General features: G+C 72.5%; 12 protein-coding genes. 9 read left to right on the top strand and 3 right to left on the bottom strand.

Annotated features, from left to right (window positions below; genetic code table 11):
* Positions 1 to 25: 25 nt before the first annotated feature.
* From ACIO1C_RS17150 to ACIO1C_RS17135, 4 genes are read left to right on the top strand one after another with little or no spacing between them, the layout of a single operon-like run.
* Complete coding sequence (locus ACIO1C_RS17150; RefSeq protein ID WP_401864002.1) at positions 26 to 1030, top strand: ATP-binding cassette domain-containing protein; 1005 nt, start codon at positions 26 to 28, stop codon at positions 1028 to 1030.
* Entirely contained in the window at positions 1027 to 1893 is an 867-nt protein-coding gene (locus ACIO1C_RS17145; RefSeq protein WP_401863999.1) for an ABC transporter permease, read from the top strand. The genes ACIO1C_RS17150 and ACIO1C_RS17145 overlap by 4 nt, the downstream gene beginning before the upstream one ends.
* Before the next feature lie 3 nt (positions 1894 to 1896).
* Complete coding sequence (locus ACIO1C_RS17140; RefSeq protein ID WP_401863997.1) at positions 1897 to 2781, top strand: ABC transporter permease; 885 nt, start codon at positions 1897 to 1899, stop codon at positions 2779 to 2781.
* A 1-nt stretch (position 2782) separates the two neighbouring features.
* Entirely contained in the window at positions 2783 to 3604 is an 822-nt protein-coding gene (locus ACIO1C_RS17135; RefSeq protein ID WP_401863994.1) for an HAD family hydrolase, read from the top strand.
* Positions 3605 to 3655: 51 nt separating this feature from the next.
* Here the strand turns inward: ACIO1C_RS17135 and ACIO1C_RS17130 are convergent, their stop codons facing one another.
* Positions 3656 to 5626 carry an alpha/beta hydrolase family protein gene (locus ACIO1C_RS17130; RefSeq protein WP_401863991.1) on the bottom strand — a complete coding sequence of 657 codons (1971 nt, stop codon included), beginning with the start codon at positions 5624 to 5626 and terminating at the stop codon, positions 3656 to 3658.
* Positions 5627 to 5679: 53 nt separating this feature from the next.
* Positions 5680 to 5802 (bottom strand): hypothetical protein, encoded by a 123-nt coding sequence (locus ACIO1C_RS17125; RefSeq protein ID WP_401863989.1) that lies wholly within the window; start codon positions 5800 to 5802, stop codon positions 5680 to 5682.
* A gap of 48 nt (positions 5803 to 5850) precedes the next feature.
* Here ACIO1C_RS17125 and ACIO1C_RS17120 point away from each other — a divergent pair, with 48 nt between their 5' ends.
* Positions 5851 to 7104, top strand: coding sequence for an MFS transporter (locus ACIO1C_RS17120; RefSeq protein WP_401863987.1), 1254 nt, complete (start codon positions 5851 to 5853; stop codon positions 7102 to 7104).
* Positions 7105 to 7163: 59 nt separating this feature from the next.
* Positions 7164 to 8042 carry a hypothetical protein gene (locus ACIO1C_RS17115; protein WP_401863984.1) on the top strand — a complete coding sequence of 293 codons (879 nt, stop codon included), beginning with the start codon at positions 7164 to 7166 and terminating at the stop codon, positions 8040 to 8042.
* A 33-nt stretch (positions 8043 to 8075) separates the two neighbouring features.
* Here ACIO1C_RS17115 and ACIO1C_RS17110 read toward each other — a convergent pair whose 3' ends face one another.
* Positions 8076 to 11057 carry a type I polyketide synthase gene (locus tag ACIO1C_RS17110; protein ID WP_401863982.1) on the bottom strand — a complete coding sequence of 994 codons (2982 nt, stop codon included), beginning with the start codon at positions 11055 to 11057 and terminating at the stop codon, positions 8076 to 8078.
* A gap of 152 nt (positions 11058 to 11209) precedes the next feature.
* Between ACIO1C_RS17110 and ACIO1C_RS17105 the strand changes: the two genes are divergently transcribed.
* From ACIO1C_RS17105 to ACIO1C_RS17095, 3 genes are all read left to right on the top strand, one after another.
* Positions 11210 to 12394: a cytochrome P450 gene (locus ACIO1C_RS17105; RefSeq protein ID WP_401863979.1), complete on the top strand. Its 1185-nt coding sequence runs from the start codon at positions 11210 to 11212 to the stop codon at positions 12392 to 12394.
* A 93-nt stretch (positions 12395 to 12487) separates the two neighbouring features.
* Positions 12488 to 13699, top strand: a complete 1212-nt coding sequence (locus tag ACIO1C_RS17100; protein WP_401863976.1) for an acetyl-CoA carboxylase biotin carboxylase subunit family protein — start codon at positions 12488 to 12490, stop codon at positions 13697 to 13699.
* 63 nt (positions 13700 to 13762) lie between these two features.
* Positions 13763 to 15022 (top strand): ATP-grasp domain-containing protein, encoded by a 1260-nt coding sequence (locus ACIO1C_RS17095; protein WP_401863974.1) that lies wholly within the window; start codon positions 13763 to 13765, stop codon positions 15020 to 15022.
* Positions 15023 to 15059: the final 37 nt, after the last annotated feature.

Below are 15059 nucleotides of genomic sequence, written 5' to 3'. Positions count from 1 at the left end.
CCACCCCCCACCGAAAGGAACCGGAATGCCGCACGAATCGGCGGCCATCGTGACGCGTGGCCTGACGAAGACGTACAAGGTGAGGCGCCCGACCACCGGGCGCTTCGCCACGTTCAGGTCGCTCATGAGCCCGGCGAGGGACGAGCGCACCGTGGTATCCGATCTTGATCTGACGGTCGGCCGGGGCGAGTTGGTGGGCCTGCTCGGCCCCAACGGTGCCGGAAAATCGACGTCCATCAAGATGCTGACCGGGATCCTGACCCCGACGTCCGGCGAGGTGTACGTCGACGGACGTGTCCCCCACCTCAACCGGGCGGACAACGCCCGGGCGATCGGCGCGGTGTTCGGGCAGAAGACCCAGCTCTGGTGGGACCTGCCCGCCCGGCACTCCTTCGGCCTGATCCAGGACATCTTCGACATCGCCCCCCGCGACTACGAACGTCAACTCCACGACGTCGACCAGGTGTTGGGCATCTCCGAGTTCTGGGACACGCCGGTACGGCTCATGTCGCTCGGGCAGCGCGTCCGCTGTGACATGGCGGCCGCGGTCCTCCACGACCCCGCGATCCTCTTCCTCGACGAGCCCACGATCGGCATGGACGTGGTGGCGAAGGAACGCACCCGCGCGTTCCTCCTCCAGCAGGTCCACGAGCGCGGCCGGGCGGTTGTCCTCACCACCCACGACATGACCGACGTGGCCCGGCTGTGCGAGCGCGTCCTGCTGATCAACCACGGCCGGCTGGTGTTCGACGGAACCCTCGACGGCATGAAGCACCAGTACGGCGCGAGCAGGACGGTCAACGTCACCTTCGGCGAACCGGTCGCCGAGGTACGGGTGGCGGGCGCGCGCGTCCTCTCCCACGAGGGGACACGCGCCACGCTCGCCCCCGAGGACGGCCACACGCCGGAGGACGTGGTGCGGGCCCTGATCGCCGGGTTCCCCGTGGTCGGCATGACCGTGGAGGAGACCGACCTGGAGGAACTCATGCGGAACGCCTACGAGGCCAAGAACGAAATCCTCGTCCCGTGAGCGCCGCGGTCACCACCGGAGCGGGCGGCCGGGCGGGTGGCAGCCCCGGCGGCAGGCCGGGCGGCGGGCGCGCCTGGCGGATCTGGCGGATCGTGCCGCTCTACCAGACCATCGCCTACCGGGGCCGGTTCTTCCTCGCCCCCTTCATGATGGGCGTGCAGGTCTACCTGTACTACCTGCTGTGGACGGCGGTCTACGAGGGCAAGGAGTCGGTCGCCGGGCTCGACGTCCACCAGGCCGTCACGTACGCGGCCCTCGCGATCCTCGTCGGGCGGATCCGGTGGAGCAACCGTATGGTCACCAAGGACAACCTGCCCCAGCGCACGCGCGAGGGCACGGTCATCTACTGGTTCCTCCGGCCGATCTCGCCCGGCCGCTACTACATGTACCGGGCCATGGGCGACATGGGGTACGGCGCCGTGTGGGCCCTCATCGGCTACCTGATCGCCCTCGCGGCCGGCGTGATCCGGCCGCCCGCGTCCGCCACGGTCGGACTGGTCTTCGTCGTCAGCCTCATTCTCGGGCAGATGATCCTCTACTACCTCGGCCAGCTCGTCGACCTCGCCACGTTCTGGCTGACCTCCAACAGCGGTCTGACCCGTATGTACAGCTTCGTGCAGGACCTCCTCTCCGGGGTGTTCGTCCCGCTGTGGTTCCTGCCGGGCTGGCTGCTCACCACGGCGTCGGTGCTCCCGTTCGCCGCCACCATCAACGTGCCCATCTCGATTTACGTCGGCCGCATCCCGCTCGCCGACGCGCCCGAGAACCTGCTGCGTGAGGTGTGCTGGGTGGTCGCTCTCGCCGTGCTGACCAAGTTCGTCTGGTCGCGCGCGGCCCGGCGCGTCACCTCACAAGGAGGCTGAACCATGACCACCACGGTCGACGCCCCCCGGCCCTCCCGGCCCACCCGGCCGCGCGCCGCCGCCGGGGCCCGCGTCCGCCGGACGGTCCGTGTCCTGCGGATCGTCCTGCGGACCACCGCGGTCAACATCCGGGGACGTCTCGAATACCCCGGCGACTTCGCGTTCGAGATCATCTTCGGCATCCTCTGGCAGACCTCGACGCTCGCCTTCGCCGCCGTCCTCATCACCCGCTTCGACGGTCTCGGCGACTTCCCGAACGGCGGGGTCCTGCTGATCGTCGGCATGCGGCTCATGTCGCACGGACTGTTCACCATGGTCTTCGGGAACCTCTCCGACCAACTGCTCGAACTGGTCGAGGAGGGCCGGGTCGAGGGCTACTTCCTCCGCCCCATGTCCGTCCTCACCCAGATCCTGATCAGCCGCTTCAACATCAACGCCCTCGGTGACTTCTTCGTCGGCGTCACCGTGTGCGCCATGGCCGTGGCCCAGGCCCCGGTCGACTGGGGCATCGGCGCCGTGCTCTACCTCGGCGCCGCGATCGTCGGCGGGGTCTTCCTGGAGGCCGCCGTCCAACTCCCGCTCGCCGCGCTGCTGTTGCGCTCGCCGTTCGCGCACGGGGTGGGCAAGTGGATCGACGACATCATGGCGACGATCGGCAACTACCCGCTGTCGATCCTGCCCGTCGTGCTGCGCGGGATCTTCACGTACGTCCTGCCGCTGGCCTTCGTCGCGTACTTCCCCGTCCTCGTCCTCCTGGACAAGGAACCGGAGCACGGGCCGCTCGCCTGGCTCACCCGGTGGTCGCCGGCGGTCTGCGTCCTGCTGTTCCTCGCCGCCAAGCGCTTCTGGAACTGGAACCTGCGCCACTACCAGAGCAACGGAGGATGAAGTGACCGGCGCCCCCGCCCCGTTGCCGTACGCCCTGATCGCCACCGACCTGGACGGCACGCTCCTGCGCTCCGACCGTACGATCGGCGCGCGGACCCGGGCCGCCCTGTCCCTCGCCACCGAGCGGGGCGCGCGGCACATCGTCGTCACCGGCCGGTCCGTCTCCTGGACCCGGCACGTCCTCGCGGACCTCGGGTACACCGGGCTCGCCGTCTGCGGGCAGGGCGGTCAGGTGTACGACACCGCCGCGCACCGGCAGTTGACGTCCGTCACGCTGGACCGGCGGTCGGCCGGACGGGCGGTCGCCCTGATCGAGGCGGTGACAGGACCGCTGATCCTCGCCGCCGACCGGGCGGGACTGGACGGGGTGGTGGTGGCCGCGCCCGGCTACCTGCACGACCTCGCCGGTGAGACACCGCTCGTCCCGGACGCGGACGAGGAGGAGCTGTGGGCGCACCCCGTCCGCAAGTTCTACGTACAACACCCGACCCTCACGGAGGACGAGCTGGCCTCGGTCGCGGTACGGGTCGCCGGGGACCTGGTCGGGGTGGTCAAGGCGGGCCCCGGCGAGGTGGAGCTGCTGCCGAAGGGCCTCACCAAGGCCACCGGCCTCTCCTTCGCCGCCCACCGCCTGGGCCTGGGCGGCGCCGACACCATCGCGTTCGGGGACATGGCGAACGACATCCCGATGCTCGACTGGGCGGCGTACGGGGTGGCCATGGCCGCCGCGCCCCCCGAGGTGAAGGCGGCGGCCGACGAGGTGGCCCCCGGCAACGACGAGGACGGTATCGCCGTGGTCCTGGAGCGCTTCCTGGGCGTGTGAGGACCAGGCGGCCGTACGGGGTCCCCCGCCGGGCCCCGTACGGCCGCCGGCCTACGAGGATTCCGCCGGAAGGGAGGGCGTGAAGCCGAACACGTCGCCGTACAGCGCCAGTTCGGCGTGGAGCGCGGTGACGGTGTTCGCCGCCTTCCGGAATCCGTGCCCCTCGCCCTCGAAGCGGAGGTAGCGGCACTCCCCGCCGGTCTCCGCGATCCGTTCCGCCATCCGCAGGCTCTGGGCGGGCGGGCAGACGCGGTCGTCCAGCCCCTGGAGGAGCAGGAACGGCGCGCGGATGCGGTCGGCGCCGGCCAGCGGGGAGCGCCGCTCGTAACGGTCCTTCGCCTCCGGCCAGGGACCGATCAGCCCGTCCAGATAACGCGATTCGAAATCGTGCGTCCCACCGGCGCTCCAGATCACCGGGTCGAGGAGCGGGTAGTAGATCCCGGCGGCGGCGTACAGCTCCGGCTCGGCGCACAGCGACGCGGCGGCCGTCCAACCGCCCGCGCTCGCGCCCCGGATGGCGAGTCCCGCCGCGTCGGCGAGCCCCTCGGCCACCAGCCCCCGGGCCACGGCGGCGCAGTCCCGCACGTCCGTGACACCCCAGTCGCCGCGCAGCCGCTCCCGGTAGGCGCGGCCGTAACCGGTGGAGCCGCCGTACTGCACGTCCACCACACCGATGCCCCGGCTGGTGAAGAAGCCGATCTCCTGGTTGAGCACGAGTGGCGTGCCGCTCGTCGGGCCGCCGTGCACGAAGACGACCCACGGCGGGAGTTCGCCCGCCGGTCCGGTGTGGGTGGGGCTGTAGGGCGGATACACGTGGGCGTACACGTCCTGGCCGTCGTCGCCGCGGAAGGCACGGCGGTACGGCGTGGTCGCCCACGCGTCGAGCGTGGTGCCCGAGGGCGGCCGTACGACTCGCACACTGCCGTCCGCCGGGTCCGCGAGGACCACACTGCGGCGCTGTCGCGGCCCGGCGCACACCGCGGCGACGCGCCGGCCGTCGGTCGCCAACGAGAACCACTCCGCGCCCGCCCCGGCGAAGCCCTCCGGGTCGGTGAGCGTGCCGTCGGGGGAGAGGATCCCCAGCGTGCGGCGGCCCTTGCCGTGCACGACGGCGAGCGTGCCGTCACGCAGCGGGAGGCACCAGCGCAGCCCGATCCGCCACAGCGCGTCGCCGAACTCCTCCTCGCGCGGGCACAGGTTGCGCAGGAGGCCGCCCTCCGGCGCGACCTCGTGGACGTTCCACCACCCGTCCGGGTCGGCGAGCGCGTACAGCGTGCCCGATCCGTCGGCGGCCCACTCCGCCTGCGTCACCGCCAGGCGGTCCCCGACGAGGACGGCCGGCTCGCTCAGGGTGCCGTCGGCCCGGACCACGGCACCCATGAGCCGGGTGGCGTCCCAGGGCATGTCCGGGTGGTCCCAGCCCAGCCAGACGACCCGGTCGCCGCCGGGCTCGATGCGCGGACCGCTCATGAAGTGGTGACTGGCCGTCAACTCTCGTACACGGGAGGCGTCGTCGGCCGCGCTGCCGTCCAGGGGCAGTGCCACGAGATGGCGGGTGACCCGGGTGCCCTCCTCGTCCTCGACCCGCTCGCGCAGGCACCAGACCTCGTCGCCGCGCACCGCCAGGTCGGCGTGGCGCAGCTCGGCCGGCCACGCGCCGGGCGGGCTGAGGGGCACCGGCTCCGTGCCCGGCCGCCAGAGATGGACACGCTGGTCCCCGGCGTGGGTGAAGACGACGCCGTCCTCGGCGCGGTCGGAGAGCGCGAGCCAGGGGCGGCCTCCGTACTCGATCACACGGGTCCGTACGTCCCAACCGCCGCCGGGCAGCGCCTCCTCGGGTCCGTCGGGGCCACCGCGCATCAGGGCGGCGCGGCCACCCTCCTCGGGCAGCGCCTCGGTCCACCACACCTCGTCCCCGACGAAGCCCACCCAGTCGAGCTGGGCCTCGCCCCGGGCGACGTCGGCGGCGCCGAGCGGGGACGGCCAGCTTCCGTACGGCGCCGTCCGTTGTCCGTGTGCCATGTCCTGCCTCCCGATTGACAAGCTTGGCAAGATATTGACACTGTGTCGGGCATTCAGGCAAGTGCCGGGCATTCGGGCAAGCGGTGCCACTGATGCCACGTCACCAGGTCGGCGCGCCTTGCCTCTTCCTGCGCGAAGGCCTGTGCGAAGGATGCGAAGAAGGAGTTGATCGACATGGCGGAACGCGCTCTCTCCGTACGGTGGACAAGGGCGGGGGACCGGCCATGACCCACCAGCCGGGGACCCTTACCCCCCTCGAAGCGCCCGCGGCGCGGGCTCCGCGCCACCTGCGCTCCGCGCTCTCCCTCGACCATCTCCTCGGCAGTCTCGGCCTGTTCACCGTCTTTCCCGTGCTCGGCCTGCTGCTCGCCGCGCGGGCGCCGGGGTCGGGGACCGCCGTGGTGGGCGCCGGGCTGTTCTGCTACACCGCGTCCGCCGGACTCGCCGCGCTCACGCTGAACCGCTGGCTGCACCGGGTGGGCTACCGCACCGGGATGGTGGGCGGGGTCCTGCTCTCCGCCGTCGCCTTCGGATCGCTGCCGTACGCCGGTACCGCGTGGGCGCTGTGCGCGCTGCTCGTCCTCGCCGGCACCGGCGTGAGCATCCACTTCACCCTGTCGCGCGTGCTCATCGCCGAGGTCGTGCACGACAACATCGGCCGGAACCGGATCTTCTCCCTGTTCCAGATAGCCGTCAACGCGGGCGCGATGCTCGGCCCGTTCGTCGCCAACCTGCTCTACACGGATTCCGACCCCCGGCTGCTCATGGGGTTCGTGGCGCTCTGCTACCTGGGCGCCGGCGCGGTCATGGTGCCCGGTGTCCCGGCCCACCGCAGGCCGCCCGCCACCTCCGGCACGTGGCCGGTCAGCAAGGCGGTCCTGCTGCGGGTCGTGCGGACCCCGGCCATGCTGCGGCTGGTGGTCGTGAGCACCCTGGGCACGTTTGTGTACGCCCAGTTCTACTCGGCGTTCGCGCTGTCCGTCGGCCGGGACTTCGAGTCGGCGGCGGCCCGTTCGGTGCTGATCGCCGCGCCCGCCGTGTCGATCGTCCTGTTCCAGACGGCGGTCACGGCGCTGATCAGCAAGCTGATGGCGGCGGGGAGGACCCCCTTCGCCATCCTCGGCCGCGCCAACATCCTCTTCGGCGTGTCCATGGTGCTGCTCGGGGTCGGCCTGCCACCGCTGTTCGGAGCGGGTGTCGCGGTCCTGGTGTTCGCCCTGGCCGAGATGATGTTCGCGCCGATGATGAGCACCGCGTTCGCCGGGCTCGGGGTGGGCTCCAGCCTGGAGGTCATGCACCTGCGGCAGGTCTGCTGGTCCACGGGGGAGGCGCTGGGATCGCTGGCGGGCGGGTCGCTGTTCCTCATGCTCCACGACGCGGGTGAGGCGTGGCTGTACTGGGACGTGCTCGGGGTGGTCACGCTGGTGTGCACGGGGCTGCTGGCGTTCCTCGTACGGCCCGGGACACCTCGTACCTGACGCTGTCATTCTTCTCGTGGAGTGTGCCGCCGCGTCGACCGCTGCCGTACCGTCGGAGCATGGGATTACGACGGCTCTTATCGACGGTGGCGGTCCTGGGCGGCCTGCTGGTGAGCGGATGCACCTCGTCGGACGGGGCGTCGAGCCCCGCCGACCCGAGCGCCTCCGGCGACGAATTCGACCCCTCGTACATGCAGCGGATCATGGACTCCCAGCTGGACCGTGGAGTCTCCGAGCTGCGCGCGGGTGTGGTCCACCGCCCCAAGAAGGACCGGCCCCTGGGGATCTCACCCTGCCGGCTGGTGGAGCTGGACAGAGACGTGCGCATCACCGACGCGGGGGCGGCCACCCGCAAGGCGGTGCCCGTACCGGCTCTGTACGAACTGCGGTCGGAGCGCTACGACCCCGGATTCAGCGTCAGCGTCTACCTCCTGCCCCGGCGGACCGACACCTCCGAACTGCTCGCCGAGGTGCTCACGGCGGCCCGCGACTGCGGCCCTCGCACCGCCGACGCCCCGTTGACCGCCCTCTCCCGTTCCCAGGCGCCGGTCACCACCGTCGCGCGGGCCACCGCGGGGAAGCACGGCCCGGGGGTGGCCGTCCTCAGCGACGCCCGGTACCGGGCGGCGCCGCCCTCCCCCGGGCCGGGCTGGACCATCGGGCCCGACGGGAAGCTTGCCCCTGTCGGCGAGCTGCCCAGGGCGTCCAGGCCGCCGCTCACACCGACCGACACCTCCGTGGAGTACGGCCAGGCGGTGGTGTACGGCACCAACGGACGCTTTCTCGTCGAGGTGTTGAAGGTCGCCGAGGAGAGCCTGTCGGCCCCGGAGCCGGACCCGACCCCGGCGCCCGGCGGGCAGCCGAGCGGCCCGACGTACACCGAGGCACAGGAGATTCTCACCACCGTGCTGACCGGCTTCCAGGGCGTCCCCGAGTAGGGGGTCCGGGTTCAGCGGCAAGAGGGTCCGGGTTCAGCTTCGGACGACGGACCGGTCGAGGAGGCCGAGGACGATCTCGGTCTGACGGCCCAGTGTGCGGCCGATCAGGAGGTCGCGGAGTGATACGGAGACCCCGAGCCGCAGTTTGATCCGGCGCGCCAGATGGGTGGTCGCCAGTGAGTCGCCGCCCAGGTCGAAGAAGTCCGAGTCGCCGGTGAGGCCGGTGTGGCCGAGGAGTTCGGCCCAGAGCCCGGCGAGGACGGTCGCGGGGTCTTCGGCGGCCGGCGCTTCCTCGACCCGCACGTCAGGCAACTGCCCGTTTGCCGTCGCCGTGCCCGGACCCTCCGCCGTCCCCGGCGCCCGTCCTGCGACCCCCCGGAGCGCGGCCTCGCGGGGGCGGGCCTCCGGGGCCATCCAGCGCGGTCCGGCGAACGCGTATCCCGGCAGGTGTACGCGTCGTCCCGGGCCGCTCAGCGCTGTCGGCGCGAGCGGCAGCCCCTTCGCCCAGAGCGTGCCCAGGGCCGTCAGGACCTCCTCGCCCGGCCGGTCGGTACGGGCCGGGGAGAGCGCGACCGGAGTCAGCCCGGCGGCGACGGCCAGGGCCGACAACACCCGTCCCGGGCCGATCTCGACGGCGACCGCGCCCGGGAAGCGCCGCGCCAGGGTCTCCATCGCCTCGGCGAACCGCACCGCCCCCCGCGCCTGGGCCACAAACCGGTCCGCGGTGATCCGGGCGCCCGCCGGGACCAGTTCCCCGGTGGCGTTGGCCGCGAACGGCAGCACCGGCCGCCGCAGGGTGATCCCCGCGAGCGCGGCGGACAGCGGGGCGAGCGCGGGTTCGACGAGCGCCGAGTGGAACGCGCGGCTCGTCCGCAGCCGCTTGGTGGGCACGCTCTCACCGAGCCAGGTACGGAACGCCTCGACGGCGTCCTCGGCGCCCGCCACGACACAGCTCTCCGGGGCGTTGTGCGCGGCGAGTTCAAGCTCCTGCCCGCTCTCCGCGAGCAGGGTACGGAGCGTCGCCTCGTCGCAGCCCACCGCGAGCATCGCGCCCGGCGGGCAGTCGGCCATGGCCCGGCCGCGTACCGTCACCAGTCGGGCCGCGTCGGCGAGGTCCAGCGAGCCGGCCACACAGGCCGCCGTGATCTCGCCGAGGCTGTGTCCCGCCACGGCGGCCGGGGTGACACCGAGGGCGCGCAGCGCGGCCGACGCCGCGTACTCCACGGCGAACAGGGCGGGTTGGGCCAGCTCGGTGGCCTCCAGCTCCGCCGCGGGGAACGACTCGTCCAGCAGCGCGCGGCGTACGACACTGGCCGTCGCGGGGTCGAACGCGGCGAGGCAGTCCCGCAGGGCGTCCTCGAAGCCGGGCAGTGCCTCGGCGAACGGCCTTGCCATGCCTGGGTATTGGGACCCCTGCCCCGGGAAGAGGAACAGCGCCGGGGCCGGCAGGCCACCCGTGGTGACCTCGTCCCGTACGACCCCCGCGCCGGACGCGAGGCGCTCGGTGATCTCCGCGCCGGTGCGCCCCGCCACCGCCAGCCGTACGGGCAGTTCGGCGCGCGCGGCCGCGAGGGTGAACGCCACGTCGGCCAGGGCCGGTTCCGCGCGCCGCAGATGCGCGCCGAGCCGCTGGGCGGAGCGCGCGAGGGCCTCGGGGTCGGCGGCGGACAGCAGCACAAGATGACCGGAGTCCTCCTCGCCGCCGGTCTCCGCGGCCTGTACCGGCGGCGCCTGCTCGATGACCACATGCGCGTTGGTCCCGCCGACGCCGAACGAGCTGATCCCGGCCCTGCGCGGCAGCGGCCCCCGCCACTCCCGGGCCTCGGCGGGCACGTACAGCGGTGAATCGGCCGTCTCCAGCAGCGGGTTGAGCCGGGTGAAGCCCGCCACCGGCGGCACCACCCCCTCCTTGACCACCAGCAGCGCCTTGATGAGCGAGGCGACCCCGGCCGCGTTGTCCAGGTGGCCGGTGTTGGCCTTGAGGGCGCCGACCGCGATCGTGGCCGGGCCCGCCCCCGTACCACCGAGCGCGGCGGACGCGGCCGTCCACTCGATCGGGTCGCCCACGCGGGTACCGGTGGCGTGCGCCTCCAGATACCCGAGCGACCCCGCGTCCACGTCAGCCGCCGCCAACGCCGCCCGGATGACGGCCTCCTGGCCGTCCACGGACGGCGCGTAGTAGCCGGCCTTCGACGCGCCGTCGTTGTTGATCGCCGTACCGAGCACCACGCCGTACGGCTCGGGGCCGTCCTCCAGGGCGTCGGCCAGCCGCCGCAGCACCACACAGGCGACGCCGGACCCGGCGACCACCCCGTCGGCGCTCTCGTCGAAGGGGCGGCACGCCCCGGTGGCCGAGTGGATGCCGCCCGGCACGTGGAGGTGCCCGCCCTGCGGATGCGCGATGCCCGCCCCGACCACCAGCGCCTGGTCGCAGTCCCCGTTCAACAGGGCCTGCACGGCCATGTGGACGGCGACCAGCGAGGAGGAACAGGCGGTCTGCACGGCCACCGCCGGTCCGGTCAGGCCGAGTTTGTACGAGAGGAGGCTCGCCATGAAGTCGGGCTCGGTGCCGTGCAGCGCGTCTTCGAGGGTGAGCGGGTCGAGCGCGCCTCCCGCCACCATGGCGCGCAGGTAGCCACTGCTGCTCGCGGACGCGAAGACCCCGGTGACCGAGGTGTCGCCGGGCCTGCACCCGGCGTCCTCCAGTGCCCCCCACGCGACCTCCAGCATCAGCCGGTGCTGCGGGTCCATCATCTCCGCCTCGCGGGGACTGACCCGGAAGAGCGTGTTCTCAAAGCGGTCCGCGTCGTCCAGATGGCCGTGCACGGGGACGAAGTCCGGGTCGTCCAGGAGGCTCCGCGGCATCCCGGCGTCGAGCAGTTCGCCACGTGTGTGACGCCGCGTCAGGACGCGTCCCGCCACCAGGGCGGACCACCAGTCCGCGAGGTCGGTCGCGCCGGGAAACCGCGCGGCGAGGCCGGTGACGGCGATGTCGAGAGAACGGTCACGGGACATGCTTCCCCTTCGGTCGCTGGGCGGTGCCGTCCGCGCCGGGGCGTGTCCTGACAGCACTCTGTTGGCAATAGATTGCCTTGACTGTGACTCATGTGGCAACCTATTGCCTCACATTGGACCGTACGTACCACGCGTCCCCCAGGAGCCCTGTCATGACGGTCACCGTTGCCCTGAGGCCAGAACAGCTCGCCGACCCCGGACTGCACGCCACCGGCGACCCCCACGAGGTGTGGCGCTGGATGCGCGCGTACGCGCCCGTGCACCACCACGAGGCGGGGGACCTGCCCGCGTTCTGGTCGCTGACGCGGTACACCGACATCAGGTCCGTCTACCGCGATCCCGGTACGTTCAGCTCCGCGCGCGGCGTCCTGCTGCGGCCGGTCGCGATGGGCGAGGACCCGGGCGGCGGCACCACCCTCGCGCTCACCGACCCGCCGCGCCACAAGGCGCTGCGCGGACTCATGGCCGACTGGTTCAGCACGCGGGCCGTCCGCGAGCTGGAGGGGTACATGCGGGACGCGATCCGCGCGGTCCTGGCCCGCGCGGTCGAACAGGGCACCTGCGACTTCGTCCACGACGTCGCGGGCCGGGTCTCGCTGTACGTCATCGGCCGCATCCTCGGCGTCCCCCCGGAGGACCACGAGGACCTGTTCCAGTGGACCAACGAGGCCTTCCTCGCCCATACGTCGCTGGCCGCGCACCACCGCTTCATGGCGTACTTCGTCGACCTCATGGACCAACGGCTGGAGCATCCCACCGACGACCTCGTCACCTCCCTGGTCCACGGCACCATCGACGGCGAGCCGCTGACCGAGGAGGAGATCCTGCTCAACTGCGAGAACCTCGTCGGTGCCACGGAGAACGGCCGGCTGGCCCTGGCGGGCGGCATGCTCGCCCTCCTCGAACACCCCGGCGAGCTGCGCAGGCTGCGCGAGGACCGGAGCCTGCTGCCGAGCGCGGGCGAGGAGATCCTCCGCTGGACCTCCAGCGCGACCCACAGCATGCGTACCGTCACCACGCCCACCGTCATCCGGGGACAGCGGATCGAGGCGGGCGAGCGTGTGGTCGTCTGGGTGCCGTCCGGCAACCGCGACGAGGAGATCTTCGACGACGCCGACCGCTTCGACATCGGCCGCGCCCCGAACCGGCACATCGCCCTCGCCGCCGGTGAACACTTCTGCATCGGCAGCACCCTGGCCCGCGCGGAGATGCGCATCCTGCTCACCGAGATCCTCGACACCGTGGGCCGTATCGAGCTGAACGGCCCGGTCGTACGGCTGCGTTCGATCCACGTCGCCGGTCCCGAGAGCATCCCGCTGTACCTCGCCGCGCGCTGAACACCCCACGTCACCGCCGCCTCACGCGTGGTGTCACGACCACCCGCAGACCCGCAGACCCGCAGACCTCAACCCTTCCCAGGAGAAGCCCAGATGGCCCACCCGCACGTACTCCTGATCGGCTGGCGGCCCGACGCGGTGACCGCCCTCCACCGCCTCGGCGCCGAGGTGACCTGCGTCCTCACCGCGAGCGAACTCGACCTGCGCGGGGACCTGTTGGACGACGCGCACACCGTCGCCGTGCACGACCCGTCCGACACCGAGTCGACCCTCGCGGGACTGGTCCGCCACGGACTGGACGCCGAGCGCTTCGACGTCGTCACCAGCCAGTTCGAGTTCACCCTGGTGAACGCGGCGGTGCTCGGCGGCGCCCGCAGCCCCATGACACCCGTGGACGCGCTGGCGCTGCGCGACAAGGACCTCCAGAAGCGGCGCATCCGGGCGGCCGGCATCCCCGTAGCCGACTCGCGGGTGATCGTCCGCCCCCGCGACCTGGTCGGCTTCCCCTCCGTGCGCGGGGTGCTCAAACCGCTGGCCGACTCCTCCACCCGGGGGGTACGGACCTGGAACAGCCACCCGGAACGCGAGCAGATCGCACGGCAGTTGGAGCAGGACAGCGTCGGCGCGCCCTGGCTCGCCGAGGAATGGGTGGACGGCGGCGAACTGCACATCGACGGTGTGGTGCGCGGCGGCGAGGTGGTCTTCACGTCCGTGGGGCGCTACCTCCAGAACGTCATCGCGATCCGCGAGGGCGGGATCGTGGCGTCCGTGATGCAGCACCCGGAGGAGTGCCCCGACCTCTACGCCCGCGCGCACGCGGTCGCCGGGCGGGTGATGGCGGCGCTGGGGCACCACGACGGGGTGTTCCACCTGGAGGTCTTCGAACAGGGCGACACGCTCGTCTTCGGTGAGTGCGGCGGCCGGATTCCGGGCGGGTCCTTCGACGAGATGATCCGCCTCCAGCACGGCGTCGACCTGCACGACGAGTGGGCCAGGTCGGTGCTCGGCCTCCCCTCCGCCGCGACCCCGACGACCGCCGCCACCTGGTTCGGTGACGTCTTCCTCGCCACCGCCCCCGGCCGGCTCGTGTCCCGCCCGGCCGACGACGAGGTGGCCGCCCGGGACGGCGTACGGTACGTGTCGCTCCAGGCGCGGCCGGGCGACCTGCTGGCGGACGCCGCGCAGGCGTCGAGCGTCTTCGCCGGGACGGCGGTGGTCGAGGGCAAGGACGAGGCGCACACGGCCGACCGCATCCGCCGGCTGGCGAGCTGGTTCGCGGAACAGAGCGTGCTGACCTCCCCCTGAGACGCCCCACCACCCGTCCCCTCATGGGACTTGACCCCGCCCGGCCCTCATTCAGGAGCACCTGTGACCGCACTACCCACCCCTCCCCACCTGCTCTTCGTCGGCGGGGCGAGCCCGCTCGCGTCCAGCCTGGACATCGTCACCGCCGCGCTGACCCAGGCGCGCGCCCGGGGGATCCGTACCCATGTCACCGGCAGGAGTGAGGTCCTCGCGGCGACCCCCGCCATCGGTGAACTGGCCGACGAGGTCTCCCCGGTCGACCCCGACGACCCGGTGCTGTCCGAGGCCTGGGCCCGCCGACGCCTCGCGGACGGCGACTCCTTCGACCTGGTCCTCGGGCTGCGGGATCCCGTACAGCTCAGCGTGGCGCGGTGTGCGGCGGTCGCCGGGGCCCCCGGCAACACCCCGGAGGCTGTCCGGCGCGTGCGCGACAAGGACGCCTGCCGGGCCGCCCTGGCCGCCGCCGGGTTCCGGCAGCCGCGGGTGCGGCTGTGCGCCGGCCTCGGCGAGGCGGAGGCGTTCCTCGCGGAGTCGTACGGCCCCTGGGTGGTCAAGCCCAGGGACGGCATGGGCAGTGTCGGGGTACGGAAGGTGACCGGCCCCGCCGACCTCCCGCGCGCCGTGGAGGAACTGCCCACCAGCGAGCCCTTCCTCGTGGAGGAGTTCGTGGAGGGAGCGGAGTTCAGCGTGGAGGGCGTGCTTCTCAAGGACGGGCCCAAGGTGCTCGCGATCACCGCGAAGGAGAAGCTGCCGCCCCCGTACTTCGTGGAGATCGGCCATGTCCTGCCCGCCGAACTGCCCGGCCCCGTACGGCGGGAGGTCGAGGACGAGGTCGTGCGGGCGCTGATGGCGCTGGACCTGCGCTTCGGGGTCTTCCACGCCGAACTGTGGGTCACCGACGCCGGGATCGTCCTCGGCGAGGTGCACACGCGTCCCGGCGGCGACTGGCTCCACCTGCTGCTGTCCCACGCCATCCCCGGACTTGAACTGTTCGGCCTGTTGTACGACGACGCCCTGGGACGCGACCACACCGGGGACCTGGTCCCGACCCGTGCCGCCGCCGTCGCCTTCCTCGCCCCGGAGCCGGGGCGGCTGGTCGGGGTGACCGGCTGGGCGCGGGTCCTGGCCCATCCCGCCGTGCTGCGGGCGGAGTTGAGCGTCGGGCCCGGGGACGTGATCGCTCCCGTACGGAACTCGGGCGACCGGGCCGGATTTGTGGTGGTCGGCGCGGCCACACCCCGTGAGGCACGGGCGCTGGCGGCGGAGGTGACCGCCCTGCTGTCGTTCGAGGTGGAGCCGGCGGTGGTGGCGGTGTCGCACTGAGACCGGCGGGACCACGAGCCAGCTGCCGCATACGTGA

Source organism: Streptomyces sp. NPDC087420 (assembly GCF_044744165.1).
Taxonomy (GTDB): Bacteria; Actinomycetota; Actinomycetes; order Streptomycetales; family Streptomycetaceae; genus Streptomyces.
The sequence above is the reverse complement of the archived record's forward strand: the minus strand, read 5'-3'. Positions and strand labels throughout refer to the sequence as shown.